Here is a 19,165-nt window from a genome sequence, read left to right as displayed (position 1 = left end):
ACATCTTAAGAAAATGCATTGAACCGTAAAAGGAAGCTATGAACGACTTTTCCTTAACTCACTAAGATACTCGGGCGTTATATCTAAATAGGAAGCAATCATATACTGAGGAACCCTTTGGGCAAAGTTTGGAATACCATCCACCAAATGAAAATAACGCTCCCTGCTACTTCTTTTCATATACACCTCATCCCTCCGTTGCAAGGCTACCAGCATATTTTCGGATATGATCCTAAAAACCCGTTCCAATTTGGGGATTTTAAGATACATTGCTTCTAAGTCTTTTTTTGAGATTTGCAGTACTATCGTTTCTTCCAACGCCTGGATGGCATTTCTGGATGGAGTTTCCTGAGAAAAGCTCTCTAGATTGGTGACCCACCAGTTTTCTATGCCGAATAAACCAATATGTTCCTTTCCATCGGCATCCGATTGAAAATAACGCACAAGGCCTTCCAGAATAAAAAATCGGTATTGACATACTTTTCCCTGTTCCAGCAGAAAGTCCTTTTTCTTAAAACTGACTTTGGAAAGGTGTTCAAAGAACAAGGCAAATTCTACATCTGTAAGCTGTACATACCGATCGAAATAATTTCGCAGTTGTTCCTCCATACATTATTCTGGTATTTTTAGTAGTATAAAAATCAGAAAAAGCGATTTGGGATTATCCCATAAATATAGGGGATAAAATGCAATAGAACATCTTATCCCCCAGCGCTTATTTTCTTGAGATCAGAAGATTATTCTACCCGTTTTAACCAATGTTTCATATCCACTTCTTTTGCAATGATATCCTTAACATCGGCTATGGCAACACGCTGTTGTTCCATACTATCGCGATGTCTTATGGTCACGGTCTTATCTTCCAGACTTTGGTGGTCCACGGTAATACAAAAAGGTGTACCATTGGCATCTTGCCTTCTATAGCGTCGTCCTACGGCATCTTTTTCGTCATAAATGACATTAAAGTCCCACTTCAAATCGTTCAAAATATCTTCGGCCAATTCCGGCAAACCATCTTTCTTTACCAAAGGAAGAACAGCCGCCTTTGTAGGAGCCAATACCGCAGGAAGTTTTAATACGGTACGCGTTGTACCATTTTCAAGTTCTTCTTCTTGTAAAGCATTGGAAAACACAGCCAAGAACATACGATCCACCCCTATGGAAGTTTCTACCACATAAGGCACATAACTCTCATTTAACTCATGATCAAAATACTGTAGTTTTTTCCCGGAATGTTCTTCATGGCTACTTAAATCAAAATCGGTTCGCGAATGAATTCCTTCCAATTCTTTAAATCCGAAAGGGAACTTAAATTCAATATCCGCAGCAGCATCGGCATAATGTGCCAACTTCTCATGATCGTGAAAACGATAATTCTCTTGGTCCATTCCTAAGGACAAATGCCATTTCATACGGGTTTCCTTCCATTTTTCATACCATTCCTTTTGTGTCCCGGGACGCACAAAGAATTGTAGTTCCATTTGTTCAAACTCTCGCTGACGGAAGATAAATTGACGGGCAACGATTTCATTCCGGAAGGCTTTTCCTATTTGGGCAATTCCAAAAGGAATTTTCATTCTTCCCGTCTTTTGTACGTTCAAGAAATTCACAAAAATACCTTGGGCGGTTTCTGGCCTTAAATATAAATCCATGGCACTATCTGCAGAAGCTCCCAATTTGGTGCCAAACATCAGGTTGAACTGCTTTACATCTGTCCAATTCTTAGATCCGGATACGGGGCAGACAATCTCTAATTCTTCAATCAGTAATTTTACATCGGCCAAATCCTCTTTTTCCAAGGAACGGGCCATTCTTCCCATGATAGTCGAAATTTTTTCTTGATATCCCACTACTCTTGGATTGGTTTCCAAAAATTGTCCCTCATCAAAGGCATCACCAAAACGTTTTGCCGCCTTTTTTACTTCCTTGGTGATTTTAGTTTTGATTTTCTCTACATGATCTTCGATCAAAACGTCTGCACGATATCGTTTCTTTGAATCTTTATTATCGATCAGGGGGTCATTAAATGCATCTACATGCCCGGAAGCCTTCCAAATGGTAGGGTGCATAAAAATTGCAGAATCCAATCCCACAATGTTCCCGTTCATTTGAACCATGGCCTTCCACCAATATTCTTTGATATTCTTTTTTAACTCTGCCCCGTTCTGCGCATAATCATAAACAGCACTTAATCCGTCATAAATTTCGCTAGACTGAAAGACATACCCATACTCCTTTGCATGGGATATCACCTTCTTAAACGTATCTTCTTGTTTTGCCATTTGGCAAAAATAGAACATTCTCCCATTTTACTGGGAGTTCGCTTTGCAAAAAATAAACTTTTTGGAAACGGGACTACTTAAAACTGTAAAATCTTCGGGAGTGTATCCCCAGCCGGAAACCAAAATTGCCTCGCAAGATGGTTTACCCTACATGAATATGATTATTTTAATTCAAATTCAGAGGTTACCAGCAACCTTTCGTCCTCAAAAATATTGAACGTATAGATTCCCGGTGCCAAGGATCCTTCAGGAACCGTAATGACATCACGTATTTCTATCTCTTCTCCTTCAAAAATGATTTCTACACGTTTGCTATAGGTATTTCCATTTACAGATACGGTATTCGCGTTGTTTTCAATAATCTCTTTATTGGGGCCCAAAAATTGAAAATACAGTACTCTAACATCTTTTTCCGTATTTGGATTGCCTACCACCGTTGCAATACCCCTGAGCTTTTCAATTGTAGAAGCTTTATTGGTTCTGATCGGTCTTGTTCCCCTTAAACGGAAACCGCTCCCTTGGGCATTCCTCAGCTTTAAATAGTTTTTGGTTTTCAATTCTTCCCGCAATGCTTTATTGCTTTGGCGCAATAAAGCTTCTTGCTCGGCAAGCGTGGTGCTCGTCCCTCTCAATTCTTCTAGGAGGTTAGAGGTTTTTTCAAACTTTTCCGCCAACAGGGCATTGTTCTGCCTTAGGCGGCTATTTCTTGACTTAAGACTATCATGTTTGGCTTCCAATATGCGGAGTTCTTTTTGATATGCTCTTAATTTTTCAATATTAAAGTTGAGTTGCCCAACGGAATCCAGTAGTTGTTGGACTCTATATTTGGAGGCTTGTAATTCTATTTCGTTTACCTCATTTAAGGCAGACAGACGGTCCACATCGGCCTTCATCAAGGTCAGGTTTTTTACCAAAAGTTCTTTTTCACTTTCTAGGAAATTGATGTCGGCTTTTGATTGCGCATAACTATAATAGAAGGCAATTAGGATACCAATAATTACAGCAATAAGAGCTGCAAAAATTATTTTGTAATTTAATTTAGTATCTTGAACTTCCATTTAAGTAAGTGGGTAAAATTAAGCAGGTTATCGTCTAAGATTTGTTAAATAGTTGGTCGTCAAATATACTAAATGATATCAACACCATCCTAGTCCCCAGGGCCTGTTTTGGATGTAATACACATTTGCGTAAAGGTGAACGATTATTGTGTACCGTTTGTCGAAATAGCTTACCACTTACCGAGTACAATTTGATCGATGAATGCCCAATTGATCGTATTTTTTATGGTAGGATTGCCATAAAAAAGGCAAATTCTTTTCTTTTTTTCCATGAAAATGGCATCGTAAAAAACCTAATTCATCATTTAAAATATAAAAATCAAGAGCAAATAGGCACCTTTTTAGGCGATTGGTATGGCAGCATATTGGCCAAAAATGAGGACTACAGTGCTATTGATCTGGTATTTCCTGTTCCTTTACATAAAAGGAAGCAAAGAAAACGGGGTTACAATCAGGTTTCGGCATTTGGAAAACGTATTGCCCATCATCTAGGTGCTACATTCAGAGAAGACGTTCTGATCAAAACGGCCAACACAAAGACACAGACCAAAAAAAATAGGGGATTTCGATCGCATGCCGATAACGCATTATACATGCTACCCCAACCAGAGCAATTGCGCTATAAAAATGTTTTATTGGTAGACGACGTCCTTACTACGGGAGCTACTTTGGAGGCCTGTGCAACGCCCTTAAAACAAGTTGAAGGTGTTTCTATTTATATCATTACTATGGCGGTTGTCCCTTAATTTAACAACGGATTAACAGCAAAACCCTAACGCTTTTACCATTTTGGAAATAAAATTTTATGAAATAAGTTGTTTCTTTGTTCCTCAGATTATTGTGATTTTATGGTGCAACGTATTTTAGGCTGTCTTTTTATAGTAGTAATCCTTTTTTCCATTGTACAATGTGCACGTAGAGGAACACCTTCAGGTGGGGAGAAAGATGAAACACCTCCAGTATTGGTAAGGGCAGTTCCCGAGAATATGTCCGTTAATTTTAGTTCAAAGAAAATACGACTCTATTTTGATGAGTTCATCAAATTAAAAGATGTGCAGAATCAACTTATTGTTTCCCCTCCCCTAAAATATCCTCTTGAAATAACACCGCAGGGATCTCCAAGAAAATTTATTGAAATCAAGATAAAGGATACCCTGCGGGAGAATACCACATACACCTTTAACTTTGGTCAGAGCGTAGAAGATAACAATGAAGGCAATGCTAATAGTTTCCTGAGTTATATCTTTTCTACCGGCACCTATATTGACTCATTAAGCATTTTGGGCGTGGTCAAAGATGCCTATGATAAAGAAGTTGATCCTGCCATTAGTGTGATGCTCTATGAAATAGATAGTATGTATACCGATTCCACTATCTTTAAAAGACCTCCCAACTACATCACCAATACGCAGGATAGCACCAATATTTTTGAATTGAAAAACTTAAAGGCAGGAAAGTATTTTTTAATGGCTTTACAAGATATTTCCAACAACAATCTTTTTGATCAAAACGCAGATAAGATTGGTTTTTTGGCAGATACTATTACCGTGCCTTCAGACTCTATCTATCTCCTTAATCTTTTTAAGGAGATTCCCAATTATAGTGCGAGTGTGCCTAGTTTTGAATCGCGTTACAAAATTATCTTTGGGTATCTGGGAGCGGAAGAAACACCGCCAATTATAGAAACCCTAACTGAATTACCGGACAGTCTAAGAACATTGATCACCAAAGAACCAGAAAAAGATAGCCTTAATTATTGGATCAGTCCATTTAATCTGGATTCCATTGTCTTTAAAGTAACGAATGAGCAACTTCAGGTAATGGATACCTTTAGCGTAAAGTCCCGAAAAATTGCGGCAGACTCTCTTGTCCTGACTCCAAATCAACGCAGCACCCTAAGTTTTGAAAAAGCTTTTAATATCAGTGCAACTACACCTATTACGGCTGTAGACACCACTAAGATCAGTATGATGGACAAAGACTCCATAGCGGTTGCATTTACGACGAAACTAGATCGTATTAAAAATAAAGTGGATTTTGATTTTGAACATCAACCAGAACAACGGTATAATCTCTCGCTTTTGCCAGGTGCCATTACGGATTTTTATGGAGAACAGAATGACACGCTGGAATATCGCCTTTCTACAAGAAACTATACCGATTATGGCAATGTTCGCCTTACCATTACCGGTGCAGAATACCCCTTGATCATTCATCTCCTCAACTCATCGGAAGAAATAGAACGGGAAATTTATGCCACGGAAACCCAAGGTTTTGAGTTTAAAAATCTTGATTTGGGCACCTATACCATTAAGGTCATCTTTGATACAAATGGCAATGGAAAATGGGATACCGGAAACTTTTTAGAAAAACGACAACCCGAACGCGTCAGTCATTACCCTAAGACCTTGGAAGTAAGAGCCAACTGGGATCAAATTGAAAATTTCATTATTCCTGAACAGTAAAACTATCCCTATCGTTCAAAAACTTTAACTTTTCCCTAGTTTGTGCAATGCGCTCTATGGATAAGGTGGCATACAATACTGTTTCTTTCTCCGAGAAAACCAATTGCTCCCCTAGAGGGTCGTATACTGCGGAATGCCCCACATAGGCATGTCCACTTTCGTCTATTCCCACTCTATTCACCCCAATGCAATAAGCCATATTTTCAATAGCTCTCGCCTTAAGAAGTGTATCCCAAGCGGCTACTCTTGGCTCTGGCCAATTGGCCACATACAATACTAGATCGTAATCTTCCACATTACGGGCCCATACCGGGAAACGCAGATCATAACAAATTAAAGGGCAGATTTTGAATCCTTTATAGTCAACGATCAATTTCTTTCTCCCAGCCATATATACTTTATCTTCCCCTGCCAAGGTAAACGTATGTCTCTTATCGTAATAGGAATAATCTCCATTGGGAAGTACAAAAAACAATCGATTCGCATAGGTCCCTTTTTCAAAAAAAGCAATGCTTCCGACTAAAGCTATTTCTTTTTGTTTTGCCATGGACAACATCCATTTCAATCCCTTGGAGCCCTCATTTTCATTTAAGTGATGGGGGGTCATGGTAAAGCCCGTAGTAAACATTTCTGGAAGGACTACCAAATCTACTTCCGCTCTAAGTGCTTCTATCTTTTCAGAAAAATACGAAAGGTTCGCATCCGGGTTTTCCCAAATCAGCGGTGCTTGTATCAGGGCCACCCTTAGTTCTTTACTCATCTTATTCTTTTTTAAACTTCTTGTATAAATGAAATGCTTTTTTGTACCACTTCGGTCAATGCGAGTGGCAAGCTTTCTTCGTTCCAAGGGTGCTTTCCTCCAAATACATGATTGGCACCATTGATGATTTCAAATTTGCTTTTGCTGTTCCAGGCATGCAAACGCTCCCCTTCACTGAGAGGCACACTTTCATCGGCATTACCATGAATAATACAATGTGGAATGTGTAATTGGTCAACTGCATTTTTTATGGTCAACCGTGTTTCGTTAGCCTCAAAATCTTCGTAAAATTGATAATAATGCGGCATTTTTTGCTTGGTTCGTCCATTCACTACATACATTACACCATCCTTACGCCATTGTTCCAATGCTTCCCCGCTTTTTAGCATGCGCCTAAAATCACTTACTCCGGCCCAAGAAAGCACTTTTGCAATGCGTTTGTCTTCGGCGGCCTTAATTGTAACAATACCTCCTCTGGAGTGACCAATCAATATTATTTTGGACGTATTGAGGGGTATCTCTGCAGGGAACGTAGCAGTCATCAGCCAATCGATCACCACTTCCAAATCATCAAGTTCTTTGCTGAAATTGTTTTGTCCAAAGGCTTCCAAATCTGGAAAATCTATAGGCTCCTCTACAGTACCTCCGTTATAAGAAAAATTAAATTTCACAAAGCAAAATCCTGCTTTTGCAAAACTTTGAGCTACCAAATCCCAACACCCCCAATCCTTGAAACCTTTGTAGCCGTGACAAAAAACAACAATAGGTTGGTCATTAAGGACATCATTCCAATGCATGTCCAACACAATTTTCCTGCGATGTTTTCCCGCTATGGCAATATTTCTTTTCACCCCCATGGATAAGCTATTTTTTTCTTATCCAAAAATACAACTATATCCCTTTAAGACCTACCTCCGTGCTACTATCCCTCCAATAGTTCCTGTAACTCTGGTGCTTCTTGCATTTTTGCATGATCTAGGGCCGTATTTCCGCGTCCATCCTTTATACTGGCATCTGCCCCTTCTGCCAAAAGCAATTTTGCGATATCCAACCGATTAAAGGTAGCCGCATAAATTAAACTAGTACCTCCCATGGCATTCCTGGCATTGACATCGGCACCCTTTGCAATTAACTTCTCCGCCAAGGCGGTAAATCCTTTGAAGCAAACACCCATAAGTGCGGTATTTCCAGAGGCATCTTTCCCGTCAATTTCCGCACCTTTGTCCAGAAGTAATGAAACAATATCGCTTTGATCATAATATGTGGCCAAAATCAGAGGTGTAGAGCCTCTTTGATCTAACTCATTTACCCATTGCGGTTGTGCGGCAATCATCTTGGTCACAGCTTCACTGTTTCCAAGGCGTATTTCATTAAAAAATTGTTCTTTGTCCATATCACCAATAAAGTTAAAAAAAAGAGCCATAGTGGCCCTATAGCTCTTATCTTTTTCATAGCAATTGCTTTAAGAAAGCTTTAAAAACCTCCTTAAAAATCACATCAAAACTACAAAAACAGCTGTTTCAAACTATAAGAATTATATATTTAAAAACAATAAAACTATAATTTTTATTTATAAAAGTAGTATTTACAAGCCTTTCTTTTCTACAACTATTTTATTCCGTCCCAACATCCAACTTCGTCTTCTATACAAGTTGTGACCATCTTTCATACCTCTTCATTCAAGAAGGTTATTCTCTCTGCCCTGGCCCGAAATCCTCTGGAGCATTTTGGATTTGATTCATGGTTGCTGCGCCCCCAGAATCATTATAGACGCTCCATTCGTTAGCATTATAGATCGGATTTGCTTTTACAATGTCCGCTTTTCGCAATGCCCGACCATCTTCAAATTCATGCGCAGTCCCTGATCCATCAACTCCGATTACACCAAATATATCGATGGTTGTCCCGAAAGGGTCTACTAAAACAATAGTATCGTCACCATTGGAATTTGCCGGACTGTTCCCCGGTGCTTCCATATCTGGAGCAAAGCCATAGACCTGTTCAAATTCCTGGGCATTGGGAGAAATGACCAAGGTATTTTCTCCTCCTATATGCATATTGGACAGGTCAATTACGGCACTCACTTCTGTATTTGCATTCGTATAGCGTTGCAATGTCCACCCTTTTAAACTAAGGGTATTTTTCTCCGCATTGTACAGTTCTACAAATCGAGCTCCCGTATTATTATTCGGATCGGCAAGTTCTGAAATAAAAACAAATTCCGAACTGAATTCATCGATAAGTGGCGGGCACCTTTCTTCGTTAAATTGAATATCTGATCGATCGCGTATTCTAAGTTGAAAATCATCCCTATCTTTTACCAAAATTCCCGTAATACTGCCATTTCCTCTTGGCAATGGTGTTTCTTGAAAGTCTGAGAACCCGCTATTCAACAGTTTGATTTCGGCTTCTGTACAGTCTCTTAAAGTGCGAATCGTATTTTCTCTTGGCAATGCAAAAGGGAAATCGATTTCTTCCTCCTTGAATTCCATTCCTTCCAAGCGTACCAAGGTATTGATCATCGTATCGTTCAAAGAGGCCAGGGTGGTCACCTGAGGTGTTATTCCATTATCGCCATTACAGGCAAGGGTAAGGTGTTCCTGTACCAAAGCTCGTGGAAGCCTCCCTATAGATAAATTGCCAAATATGGATAATACACCTCCCAAGGTTAAGAGCCCTCTCCGTTTTCCTAGATAAAGTCCTTTTAATTGAATAAGAACGGTACTCCCAGGAGGGTAAAAAAGATGTGAATCCCGAAAGTCCATTTCCAATTGAATTCCTTCTCCAGGTGCTTCGGGATGATCCTGAAGGTGCAGGCTACCAAAAAAATTTCCCGCCTCATCAGAAGATATTACGTAAGCCCTTAACACCAAATCTTCTTGGATTTGTAGAATTTCTCCCTGATATAAGGCTTTAAGTGCCGAAAGCGTAATTGTGGGTTCCAAGCTATTCTGGCATTCCATGGACAAAGGGTCAAAGTTGACATCCTCCACACAACACAAACAAAGGAGCAGGAGGGGCACAAGGCCTAATTTTCGAGCATATAGAAATGATCTTATTTTCATGAATTTCAATTTTTATGTACAGGGTGCAAACCATGATTATTTTTAAGGTTGACTTTAAAAACTGATGGCTAGATTAATGAAATATGTACGCCCTCTTCCGTACCAATATTTTGGAGCAAATGAAGGGGTTCCGCTTAGGTTATCCTGAGACAACTGTCCAAAGTTTCCATTTCTGCTTTGTTCAAATCCACCAGTACGAAACACTGCATCAAAAAGGTTGTTCACACTAGCAAAAAGACTGATATAGGTATCCCGAATCAACCATGATTTTCCACCTACCAGATTCAACAAATACACATCGTCCAAAGGTCCTTGTTGTAATAAGGCATTGACATTCTCAGGGGTTGCCCCGGGAAAGGGAAGGCCTGTTTCTGGATCCAAGATAAAACTAGGAGTACGCGTTATGGCAGAAATACTAGCGTAATTATTGGTGAGGTAATTCGCTGAAGCGCCCAACCACCAATACTTGGGATTTCGGTATTCTATTCCAAATGCCATGGCTTTCTGTGGTCCCCGAGCTAATTTATAGTCTTTTAGCCTAGCAAAACCAAGATCTACATTGCCTTCTGGATTTATAAAGTCTTCCTCGCTGCCAGCAGTATCAAAATTAATGGTCAGCTTTGGATTACTTGCATATACATACTTTCCCACTGCGGCGGCAACAGTAAATTTGACCTCCGGGGATACTTCATATTCCAGCCCCAGTTCCCCTCCTATGTACAGCTCATCCAAATCTGTAATTACTTCCTGCACAAAGTCTGATCCCACTCCAGATTCCACAAAAAAGAAGTTGATGTCGGTGAGGTCCTGAAAACGATTATAAAAGCCGCTCAACCTGCCTGTCCATTTAGGCAATCGCATATGATAGTCCAAGTTAGTGCCCACAATACGTTCATTTTTTAGATTGGGAACCATTTCATTGTTCTCTCTCGGGTTTATAAATGTTTGCTGTATCAAAGGGGCACGGTTCCCGTAAATACCATTCCATTGTAATTGATGTCGTCCACTGAAGGCATAGGAAATCCCACCTTTTAGACGATAATTTGAAAATTGGGCAACTTCACTTTCTCCGAGGGAAGTGTTGAAAAAGCGTTCATTTTGAAACAGGCCTTCTCTTTTATAGGAGGTATTTGAATACTGGACTGCTGCGAAAGCATTCCATTTTCCCCTGTTGATTTGGGATTGTACAAAAGCTCTGGATGTGGAAACAAACATGCGATAGTGATAGTTGAAGATATCGCCATTCCGTCGCTCCACTTCCTGATTTATTGCATTTCTAGTATCTGAGAACACGTCGATATCTTCATGGAAATCCGCGCCCAATAAATCCCGTATTCGTGCAAAATTATCCGCTTTAAAATTTTGGTAGCTTCCTCCAAAATCGATTTTTAGTAGTTTCCCCAATCTAATATTTGCTACGGTATTGATACTGAATTGGGTTTCATCGACCACATCATCATACAATAGATAAGCTGCTTTCCCGTTGACTTCATTTGCCGTATAAAAATCTGTCCATCGCAATTGCGCATTTTGCTGAAAGCCTTCTTCTGCTTGATTTGCCGCTATAAAATTGGCTCCAATAGCACTGTTCAAGTAAAAGCTTGGTAAATAACGATAATAGGTAGGATCCGGATTAGGGGCGTTATAATATCCGAGTCTGCTGTTCTCCGTAACACCAGATCTATACGCTATTCCCGTATTCAAACGAAGGGTATTGGAGGTGTAATAATGATTGAACAATAGGATAGGAACCTTTGTTCTTCGTTCCCTTGAATTCCGAACAACCCCATCTTGCTCACCCCAATAGGGATTATAATTTCGTCCCACAAGTTCAAAAACTTCTGCTGTAATCGGTGCCGAACGCCCTCTTCTATTTGGGGAGAAAATTGCAGTGATTCCCAGACTATTCTTAGGGTGAAACCGATATTCCAGCGCTCCAAAAACAGCATAGGCATCATATAAAGTTCCGTCAACAATGCCTTCTGCCCCCCATCTTCTGGAAGAGGATACACTGTAAAACAAGCCTTTATCCTCCATCTTATTCGTATAAGTTGCCATAAAACGGCCTGCATAACTACGATTGGATTGAGAAGAGGACAAACGAATTCCAGGCCTGAATCCGGAAGGTCGCATATCAATATGCGTTGCCCCCAAAACACCTCCAAAACCATAGTCAGAAGGGTGTAAGCCATAGGTAATTTCCTGATTTCGGGTGACATCATTTAGGCCTCCCCATTGGTTCCATACGGCACTGCCCTGTACTAATCCATTCATAGGGATTCCGTTGATCATTACTTGGGTATTTCTAGCGTCCAACCCTCTAGGCCGAAAAAATACTTGTCCAAAATCAAAAGCCGCCCTACTCAAAAAGATATCTCTCGATGCCTGTAAAAAAACAGAGGGAGCATCCCTGCGCTCACCACTTAACAATACATCCTCAGAGATTTGAATAATGGTATTGGCCTTTTCAAGAACAGCTTGTTGTTCCAAAACCAATGTTCCTAGATGTAGGGTTTCGCCAGAATATAAAACAGGCAGCCTTATAGTGATATAGCCAGGTTTTGATATCATAAGTACATAACTTCCTTCCTCTACTACAGGAATGCCAAAGTTTCCCTTATCGTCCGAAGTTCCTTGAATTGTAGTACCTTCAAGTTGCACTAAGCATGAATAAAGCGGTTGTTTGCTTAACTCATCAACTATTTTTCCGTGAATTTTATATTGATTTTGACCGAAAGCATTGAAACATTGAATGGTCAATATGAAAACAAGGGAGGCTGATTTCCAATTCATAATAGTATGCTTTGTTCGTGTTGTTGGATTCAAATATATAGAATAATATCTATATTATATGATTATTTTAGTTTATTTTTGATGTATATAATCTAAATAATGATGAGAATATTCCTTCCCCTATTCTTTTGGGCTTACTTTATGACAAATGTTTCAGGGCAACAGAAAGCCAACTATACCCTTAGAACAGTAGCCTTTTATAATGTTGAAAATTTATTTGATGTAGTAGATGATTCTTTGACTTTTGATGATAGTAGAACCCCGGAAGGAAGATATCGCTGGAGTGTTGATCGGTACCAACACAAAATTGGCAATTTGGCAAAAGTAATCGCCGGTATAGGTTCAGAAATCAGCAAAGAAAGTCCGGATATTATAGGGCTATGTGAAGTAGAGAATAAAGCCGTGCTCCATGATCTTATCTCCCATTCGTATTTGAAGGAAAAAAATTATGGCATTATTCATTATGAGTCGCCCGATGAACGCGGTATTGATGTCGCCCTTTTATATAAAAAAGGGGTTTTTGTTCCCCGGTCTTTTAAAAGTCATCGTCTTTTACTGTTTGATATTGAAGGAAAACGCGATTATACAAGAGACCAATTGGTGGTTAGTGGCACTATGGATTCCGAAACATTCCACTTTATCGTAAACCATTGGCCTTCCAGAAGCGGTGGGGAACGGCGTAGCCGACCCTATCGTATTGCAGCGGCCCGCCTGAATTACAGGATACTGGATTCACTCACAAAAGGACATCCCAAAGCTAAAATCCTGAGTATGGGAGATTTCAATGATGACCCTATTGACGATAGTATGAAGAAAGTACTACAAATAGGAATCCGAAACGATTCGCTAGCTCCCTTTAGGCTGTACAATCCAATGGAAGCCCTCTATAAAAAGGGGGAAGGTTCCCTCGCCTATAGGGATCGATGGAATCTTTTTGACCAGATTTTCTTTAGCGCTACCCTTCTTCATGCTCCGGAAACCGAACATCACTTTTGGAAAGCAGGAATATACAGGCCCAACTTTATACGTACCCCCTATGGTAAGTACAAAGGCTATCCTTTACGTAGCTTTTCCGGGATAAACTATACCGCAGGATACAGCGATCATTTTCCCGTATACATCCATCTTATAAAGCGTGCTAATTAAAACCACTGATTCCAAGGCACACGACTTAGGAACAATACCAATCCAAGCCCATAAAAAATAGCGATCAGTTTAAATTTCTTATTCCCTTCCATCACTTTCTTGTGTTTGGACCATCCAATGGTAATCAAAACAATGGCAATAATATTGATCAAAGGATGCTCCACGGCCACCAATCTTGCCAAAGAATCCCCCATACTATCCTTCACGTTCCCAAAACCTCGGGGAGAAACAAAATAGAGTACTAATCCGATCACTAATTGAATATGGGAAAGAATTAATGCAAAGAGGCTTAGGCGTAAATCTTTACCCAAGGTAAACATTTTGTTTTGGGCCAATCCCAGAATAGCATTGGCAACGGCGAGAAAAAGCACCGCTAACACCACATAAGCCAAATAAGAATGTAAGTTGAGTATCGTTTCGTACATGTCTATAAATTTTATAGCTAAAAATAGTGATTTTTAGCCATAAAAAAACCCTGCCGATCAGCAGGGTTTTAAAAATGTTATTTCGTAATTATTTAAAGATGTAACGCAATCCTACTTGTGCTTGCCATCTTGAAGATTGAATTCCTCGATCATCGATATCCTCGATTCCATTTTCGAATCTAGAAGCATCGAATTGGAACTCTGGATCTGGTCCTCCTCTTTCGGTACGAATCAAAGCAACTTCTCCTCCACTTACGAAGTTTCTAACCCCCCAATCTTTATTCAATAAATTGGTGAAGTTGAAAATATCAATAGAAGCTTGTAAAGTATGTTTCTTTCCTTTCCAATTGATAGAGAAATCCTGTAAGAACTTGAAATCTACGACATGGCTCCAAGAAGCTCTATCGCCATTACGTTCTGCATGCTGACCTCTACGTTCTCTTAAGTAATCATTGCTCTCAATAAAACTGTTCAAGTCTTCCCACTGTTGTGCAGCCGTACGTACTACAGCTCCATCTCCATCAACAATATCTATCAAATTAATGTCATCCGGTCCGGCAGGGATAAAAATCAAGGCATTATCTCTAGAATCATCGTTCAATAAATCTGTAGAGCTAAACCTTCCTCCTTCAGCATAGATATAAGAGAATGGATTTCCTTGTGCTCCTTCATAATAGAAACCAACCGTACTCTTCACATTTTCATTCCATCTAAATTCGTAAGACATAAAAGAGTTCACACGATGTCCTTGAGAGAAATCGGAACGACTTACCGGGATATTGGAGTTTTTACCATTTACCGTCTGTATGTTTCTCCACTGAGAACTGTTCTGTGAAGAGGTGCCGTCAAAAATAGCGTTAGCATCTCCATAAGACCAAGAGGCCTGTCCTTGGAACCCATTGGTAAATGGCTTACGAATGGTCAAAGAAGTATTCCAAGAATTTCCTTCCTGTGTATTAGAAGCCAAGATAATTCTATTGTAGGTATCATCTATGGTATTTCTTCTGTCATAGAATGGTCTGTTATCCCTACCACTCAAGAAACCTTCTGGGCCTCTTATGTTCAAGTTTTCGTAGTAGATAGCGTTAATATTGTCGTTCCAAACAAAGTCTGCAGAAGCAACCAAGCCCCAGATAGGTAATTTCTGATCCACAGCAACATTAAACTTGAATACCTGCGGTAATTTGAAATCTGGTGCAAAAAGATCGATATTACCTCCAACACCTCCAGATCCTGGAGCAACACTTACAGGTTGGTCATTTACATCCGGGTTGAATGTTAATTCATCTGCAAAATCTCCCTCGTCGCTAAAACCACCAGTTACACCATTGTTATTGTATGTCCCTCCAGGCCATACTAATGGGATTCTAGAAGTAAATATCCCAAGACCCCCACGGATTTGTGTCGTGTTTTTTCCATTTACATCCCAGTTGAAACCAAATCGAGGGGAGAAATTTACTGTAGTTTCAATTTTTCTACCGACTCTGGCGCCTTGTAAATCTTTTCCAGCCGCTTCCAATAAACCAACAGTTCTATTGTTGAAATCATCATTTGCGATACCATCCTCAAAGGTTGGGATATCAAAACGAAGCCCCATAGAAAGCTTAAAGTCATCTGTGACCTGAAATTCATCCTGAATATAGAATCCATACTGCTTTAAATCAAATTCGGCAGCACCGGCAGACTCATCCCCAACAGTTCCATCTCCCAACAAAGAGTATCCTGTTTCATAGTCTTGCAAATTCTGATTTGCCAAGAAATCGTCTACAGATCCATAAGCGTAGAAACCAAAGTTACTGGCAAAGAACAAGTTCTTTACACTGGTAAATTCGTTATGGGTACCAATAGTAATGGTATGTGCCCCACTATAAATCTCAAAGTTATCTGTAATGGTAAATACATCTTGATCTAACAAGTTCGCTGTTGAAAACTGCTCTGCTCCAAATTGGATTCCCTGTCCAGAGAAACGGTTCAAACCATCAGAGATAACCACACTAGGGAATGGATTTCCAAAAGGATCTCTATCATCACGAACTCTGGTATATCCTACCAATAAGTTGTTCGAAAATTTATTTCCTATTCTAGAGTTCAATTCCAAGGCAAAGGAATTGGTAACTGTCTTAAAGAATTCTGATCCGTTTAAGAATGCAATTCTTCTGGTATTGGAATTTCTAGCTTCCAAGTTTTCTCCATCCACCAATCCATAACGGAAAGACAGATTGTTGTTGTCATTAATGTTCCAATCCAGCTTGGCCGTAATTTTATTACTTTCCAAGGTAGCGGTATTCTGATCAAATACGCCTGGGTCATAGCCGTACTGGCTGATCAATCCATCCCTTAATCGCTGAATATCAGCAGGAGAAGAATCTCCAGTATATTGCGAAACATTGAATGGCTGTGGCGTTTCGTCATCTTGTCTTTCATAGTTCAAGAAGAAGAACAGCTTATCTTTTATAATAGGTCCTCCTACTCTAAACCCGTAAGTTGCTGCTGTAAACTCGTCTAATTTTTCTCTCTCATCACCATCTCCGACCAAATCGGTTGGTGTTTTCCCTGCTAAAGATTCATTTCTTAAGAATCCATAAACAGAACCTTCCCAATTATTTGTTCCAGAACGTGTGGTTGCACTAATGGCCCCCCCGGAGAATCCAGAGATACGAACATCAAAAGGTGCTATCTGTACTTGAAATGATTCAATGGCATCCACAGAGAAAGGATTCACACCAGTCTGACCTCCGTTGGTTCCAGAACCTGCCAAACCAAATACATCATTGTTTACCGCACCATCAATATATACTGCATTAAAACGGTTATTCTGTCCTCCTAAAGAAATAGAGAAACCGTCATTTCCTTCGGTAATCTGTGCCTGTGGTGTTAAACGCACAAAATCCGCTACCGATCTGGAAGCTGAAGGAATGGTCTGAATATCACGTTGGGATACATTGGTTTCTGCACCTGTCTTATTGGAACTAAATGTACCGGTAGCATCGCCAGTCAATACAACGCCTTCCAATTCCGTAGCCGATTCTACCAAGACCGTACTTATACGTTTTGTTTGCCCTAATTGAAGCATTACATTCTCTTGTACAAAATCTTGAAATCCTACATAGGATATGGTTACCGTATAAGGACCTCCTGTACGCATACCGGAAATTCTATAAAATCCGTCAAAATCTGTTGCTGCACCATACTTGGTTCCTGATGGTGTGTGCACGGCAACAATACTTGCTCCTGGTAATGGCTCCCCTGCACTGTCGGTTACCTTACCACCCATGGATGATGTAGTAACCCCTTGTCCGAAAGTAATTGCAGAAAACAATAGCGCTGCAATCACGAAATACATTTTTTTCATTTCAGTTTGTGTTATTTAGTTTCGTTTCTCGCTGCAAAAGTGATTTATTTCTAATACCTGTACGTTAAGAGAACGTTAAATTAGCTGGAACAAAATTAACGTAATTTTAGCATATAAAAAACACAAAAAATATTGAAAAACAGAATGTTAATTCTATAGACAAAAATTCAAATTATTTCTTAAAAGATTGCAAAAGTTGCAATGTTGAGGAATCATGATCGGCAATAGCGCTACCCTTGATATCATTCAAAATTTTCGTAGCCAACTGCTTCCCGAGTTCTACACCCCATTGATCAAAACTAAAAATGTTCCAAAGCACCCCTTGAACAAAAATTTTATGCTCGTACAAGGCAATCAACGCTCCTAAACTTTTAGGGGTAAGTTGATCAATTAAAAGGGTATTCGTAGGTTTATCGCCCTCGAATATTTTAAAAGGAAGTAATTCTTTTATCTCCGTATCTGACAGTTTTTTCCCCTCCAATTCTTCTTGTACCTCTTCTGCAGTTTTTCCATTTAACAAGGCTTCTGTCTGCGCAAAGAAATTGGCCATTAATTTATGATGGTGATCTTGATCCCCGTGCAATGAAGATCGATATCCTATAAAATCTGCCGGAATACGTTTTGTGCCTTGATGGATCAGTTGAAAAAAGGCATGTTGGGAATTGGTTCCCGGTTCTCCCCAAATAATGGTTCCTGTTTGGTATCCTACACGTTTTCCATTACGGGCTACACTCTTCCCATTACTTTCCATAATACCCTGCTGCAGATAGGCAGAAAACCTACTGAGGTACTGGGTATACGGAATAATGGCTTCTGTTTCTGCTCCATAAAAATTATTGTACCAAATACTTATCAGTGCAAGAACTACGGGGATATTCTCCTTAAAATCTGCAGATTTAAAATGTTCGTCCATGTCATTGGCACCTTCTAAAAGTGCATCGAAATGCGCATATCCAACCGCTAGGGCAATAGACAAGCCTACAGCACTCCACAAGGAAAATCTTCCTCCGACCCAATTCCACATGGGAAATACATTTTCAGGGGCAATGCCAAACTCGCTTATCTTTTGGGTATTCGTAGATACTGCTGCAAAATGTTTAGCAATGTCCTCTTGGGAGGTATTGAACTCCTCGGACAAAAACCATTTCTTTATCGTGGTGGCATTGCTTAAGGTTTCCTGAGTAGTAAAGGTCTTGGAAACTACTACAAAAAGAGTTGTTTCCGGATTCAGCTCCTTTAAAATCTCATAGACATGATCTCCATCTACATTGCTTACAAAATGGGTTTTGAGATGGTTTTTATAAAATCGTAAGGCCTCCGTTACCATTGCTGGCCCCAGGTCCGAGCCCCCGATGCCAATATTGACGACATCTGTAATTCTTTTTCCCGTATACCCTTTATGTGCACCGGAAATTATAGCATCCGAAAAGGTTTTTATTTGCTCCTTTACCCGGTATACTTCTGGAACAATATTCTTTCCGTCAACATGGACCTCATCTGTTTTTTTTGCGCGAAGGGCAGTATGTAACACCGCTCTCCCTTCGGTCTGATTGATGGTATCTCCACGAAAGTAGGATTCAATAGCCTTTCCCAGCTTCATCTCTTCGGCCAATTCCAATAGAAGTGTCAGGGTCTCATCCGTAATTTTATTCTTGGAATAGTCTACCAGAAAGTCCTGCCATTTTATAGAAAACTTTTCTGCTCTCTGCGAATCAGAAGCAAAAAGGGTTTTTAAGTGGGTATTTTTGGTTTCGTTATAGTGTTGTTCTAATTTTTTCCAAGCGGTAGTAGTGGTTGGGTCAGTGTTCTCTAATGACAT

General features: G+C 39.8%; 14 protein-coding genes. 3 read left to right on the top strand and 11 right to left on the bottom strand.

Translation table 11 applies throughout. The features are described 5' to 3' along the window. Nucleotides 1-36 precede the first annotated feature (36 nt). The 3 genes from ACEXOE_RS08710 to ACEXOE_RS08700 form a co-directional block, all read right to left on the bottom strand. Entirely contained in the window at nt 37-609 is a 573-nt protein-coding gene (locus tag ACEXOE_RS08710; RefSeq protein WP_394748356.1) for a Crp/Fnr family transcriptional regulator, read from the bottom strand. Nucleotides 610-737: 128 nt separating this feature from the next. After that, nucleotides 738-2,282: a glycine--tRNA ligase gene (locus tag ACEXOE_RS08705; protein ID WP_394748355.1), complete on the bottom strand. Its 1,545-nt coding sequence runs from the start codon at nt 2,280-2,282 to the stop codon at nt 738-740. A gap of 161 nt (nt 2,283-2,443) precedes the next feature. Further along, complete coding sequence (locus ACEXOE_RS08700) at nt 2,444-3,340, bottom strand: hypothetical protein (RefSeq protein ID WP_394748354.1); 897 nt, start codon at nt 3,338-3,340, stop codon at nt 2,444-2,446. A 146-nt stretch (nt 3,341-3,486) separates the two neighbouring features. Between ACEXOE_RS08700 and ACEXOE_RS08695 the strand changes: the two genes are divergently transcribed. Both ACEXOE_RS08695 and ACEXOE_RS08690 read left to right on the top strand, forming a co-directional pair. Continuing rightward, complete coding sequence (locus ACEXOE_RS08695; protein ID WP_394748353.1) at nt 3,487-4,086, top strand: ComF family protein; 600 nt, start codon at nt 3,487-3,489, stop codon at nt 4,084-4,086. A 102-nt stretch (nt 4,087-4,188) separates the two neighbouring features. Continuing rightward, entirely contained in the window at nt 4,189-5,805 is a 1,617-nt protein-coding gene (locus tag ACEXOE_RS08690) for an Ig-like domain-containing protein (protein WP_394748352.1), read from the top strand. On the opposite strand, the gene ACEXOE_RS08685 is transcribed toward ACEXOE_RS08690, so the two are convergent. The 5 genes from ACEXOE_RS08685 to ACEXOE_RS08665 all read right to left on the bottom strand — a co-directional run bounded on the left by ACEXOE_RS08685 (nt 5,789) and on the right by ACEXOE_RS08665 (nt 12,423). Next, entirely contained in the window at nt 5,789-6,565 is a 777-nt protein-coding gene (locus ACEXOE_RS08685) for an amidohydrolase (RefSeq protein WP_394748351.1), read from the bottom strand. The genes ACEXOE_RS08690 and ACEXOE_RS08685 overlap by 17 nt on opposite strands. A gap of 11 nt (nt 6,566-6,576) precedes the next feature. Continuing rightward, the gene (locus ACEXOE_RS08680; RefSeq protein ID WP_394748350.1) at nt 6,577-7,422 is read right to left on the bottom strand and encodes an alpha/beta hydrolase family protein; all 846 of its coding nucleotides are present in this window, start codon (nt 7,420-7,422) and stop codon (nt 6,577-6,579) included. 65 nt (nt 7,423-7,487) lie between these two features. Continuing rightward, the gene (locus tag ACEXOE_RS08675; protein WP_394748349.1) at nt 7,488-7,988 is read right to left on the bottom strand and encodes an ankyrin repeat domain-containing protein; all 501 of its coding nucleotides are present in this window, start codon (nt 7,986-7,988) and stop codon (nt 7,488-7,490) included. Between the two features lie 265 nt (nt 7,989-8,253). Continuing rightward, complete coding sequence (locus tag ACEXOE_RS08670; protein WP_394748348.1) at nt 8,254-9,630, bottom strand: DUF5689 domain-containing protein; 1,377 nt, start codon at nt 9,628-9,630, stop codon at nt 8,254-8,256. A gap of 54 nt (nt 9,631-9,684) precedes the next feature. Beyond that, nucleotides 9,685-12,423 carry a carboxypeptidase-like regulatory domain-containing protein gene (locus ACEXOE_RS08665; RefSeq protein WP_394748347.1) on the bottom strand — a complete coding sequence of 913 codons (2,739 nt, stop codon included), beginning with the start codon at nt 12,421-12,423 and terminating at the stop codon, nt 9,685-9,687. A gap of 102 nt (nt 12,424-12,525) precedes the next feature. On the opposite strand from ACEXOE_RS08665, the gene ACEXOE_RS08660 reads away from it, so the two are divergent. Continuing rightward, nucleotides 12,526-13,569 (top strand): endonuclease/exonuclease/phosphatase family protein, encoded by a 1,044-nt coding sequence (locus tag ACEXOE_RS08660; RefSeq protein WP_449619016.1) that lies wholly within the window; start codon nt 12,526-12,528, stop codon nt 13,567-13,569. On the opposite strand, the gene ACEXOE_RS08655 is transcribed toward ACEXOE_RS08660, so the two are convergent. From ACEXOE_RS08655 to pgi, 3 genes are all read right to left on the bottom strand, one after another. Next, a complete protein-coding gene (locus tag ACEXOE_RS08655; protein WP_394748345.1) occupies nt 13,566-13,994 on the bottom strand; it encodes a hypothetical protein in 429 nt (142 codons plus the stop codon). The genes ACEXOE_RS08660 and ACEXOE_RS08655 overlap by 4 nt on opposite strands. Nucleotides 13,995-14,082: 88 nt before the next feature. Continuing rightward, complete coding sequence (locus ACEXOE_RS08650) at nt 14,083-17,346, bottom strand: TonB-dependent receptor (RefSeq protein ID WP_394748344.1); 3,264 nt, start codon at nt 17,344-17,346, stop codon at nt 14,083-14,085. Between the two features lie 172 nt (nt 17,347-17,518). Further along, nucleotides 17,519-19,165, bottom strand: a complete 1,647-nt coding sequence (gene pgi / locus ACEXOE_RS08645; RefSeq protein WP_394748343.1) for a glucose-6-phosphate isomerase — start codon at nt 19,163-19,165, stop codon at nt 17,519-17,521.

The sequence above is a fragment of the Spongiimicrobium salis genome (assembly GCF_043678055.1).
Classification (GTDB): domain Bacteria; phylum Bacteroidota; class Bacteroidia; order Flavobacteriales; family Flavobacteriaceae; genus Spongiimicrobium; species Spongiimicrobium salis.
Note: the sequence above shows the minus strand (reverse complement) of the source record. Positions and strands in the feature narration are given on the sequence as shown.

Excerpts from the sequence above, each read along its gene's own strand:
- ACEXOE_RS08705 (WP_394748355.1), bottom strand. The coding sequence starts at position 2,282 with ATGGCAAAACAAGAAGATACGTTTAAGAAGGTGATATCCCATGCAAAG.
- ACEXOE_RS08710 (WP_394748356.1), bottom strand. The coding sequence starts at position 609 with ATGGAGGAACAACTGCGAAATTATTTCGATCGGTATGTACAGCTTACA.
- ACEXOE_RS08665 (WP_394748347.1), bottom strand. The coding sequence starts at position 12,423 with ATGAATTGGAAATCAGCCTCCCTTGTTTTCATATTGACCATTCAATGT.
- ACEXOE_RS08675 (WP_394748349.1), bottom strand. The coding sequence starts at position 7,988 with ATGGCTCTTTTTTTTAACTTTATTGGTGATATGGACAAAGAACAATTT.
- ACEXOE_RS08690 (WP_394748352.1), top strand. The coding sequence starts at position 4,189 with ATGGTGCAACGTATTTTAGGCTGTCTTTTTATAGTAGTAATCCTTTTT.
- ACEXOE_RS08680 (WP_394748350.1), bottom strand. The coding sequence starts at position 7,422 with ATGGGGGTGAAAAGAAATATTGCCATAGCGGGAAAACATCGCAGGAAA.
- ACEXOE_RS08650 (WP_394748344.1), bottom strand. The coding sequence starts at position 17,346 with ATGAAAAAAATGTATTTCGTGATTGCAGCGCTATTGTTTTCTGCAATT.
- ACEXOE_RS08670 (WP_394748348.1), bottom strand. The coding sequence starts at position 9,630 with ATGAAAATAAGATCATTTCTATATGCTCGAAAATTAGGCCTTGTGCCC.
- pgi (WP_394748343.1), bottom strand. The coding sequence starts at position 19,165 with ATGTCATTAGAGAACACTGACCCAACCACTACTACCGCTTGGAAAAAA.
- ACEXOE_RS08655 (WP_394748345.1), bottom strand. The coding sequence starts at position 13,994 with ATGTACGAAACGATACTCAACTTACATTCTTATTTGGCTTATGTGGTG.
- ACEXOE_RS08700 (WP_394748354.1), bottom strand. The coding sequence starts at position 3,340 with ATGGAAGTTCAAGATACTAAATTAAATTACAAAATAATTTTTGCAGCT.
- ACEXOE_RS08660 (WP_449619016.1), top strand. The coding sequence starts at position 12,526 with ATGAGAATATTCCTTCCCCTATTCTTTTGGGCTTACTTTATGACAAAT.
- ACEXOE_RS08685 (WP_394748351.1), bottom strand. The coding sequence starts at position 6,565 with ATGAGTAAAGAACTAAGGGTGGCCCTGATACAAGCACCGCTGATTTGG.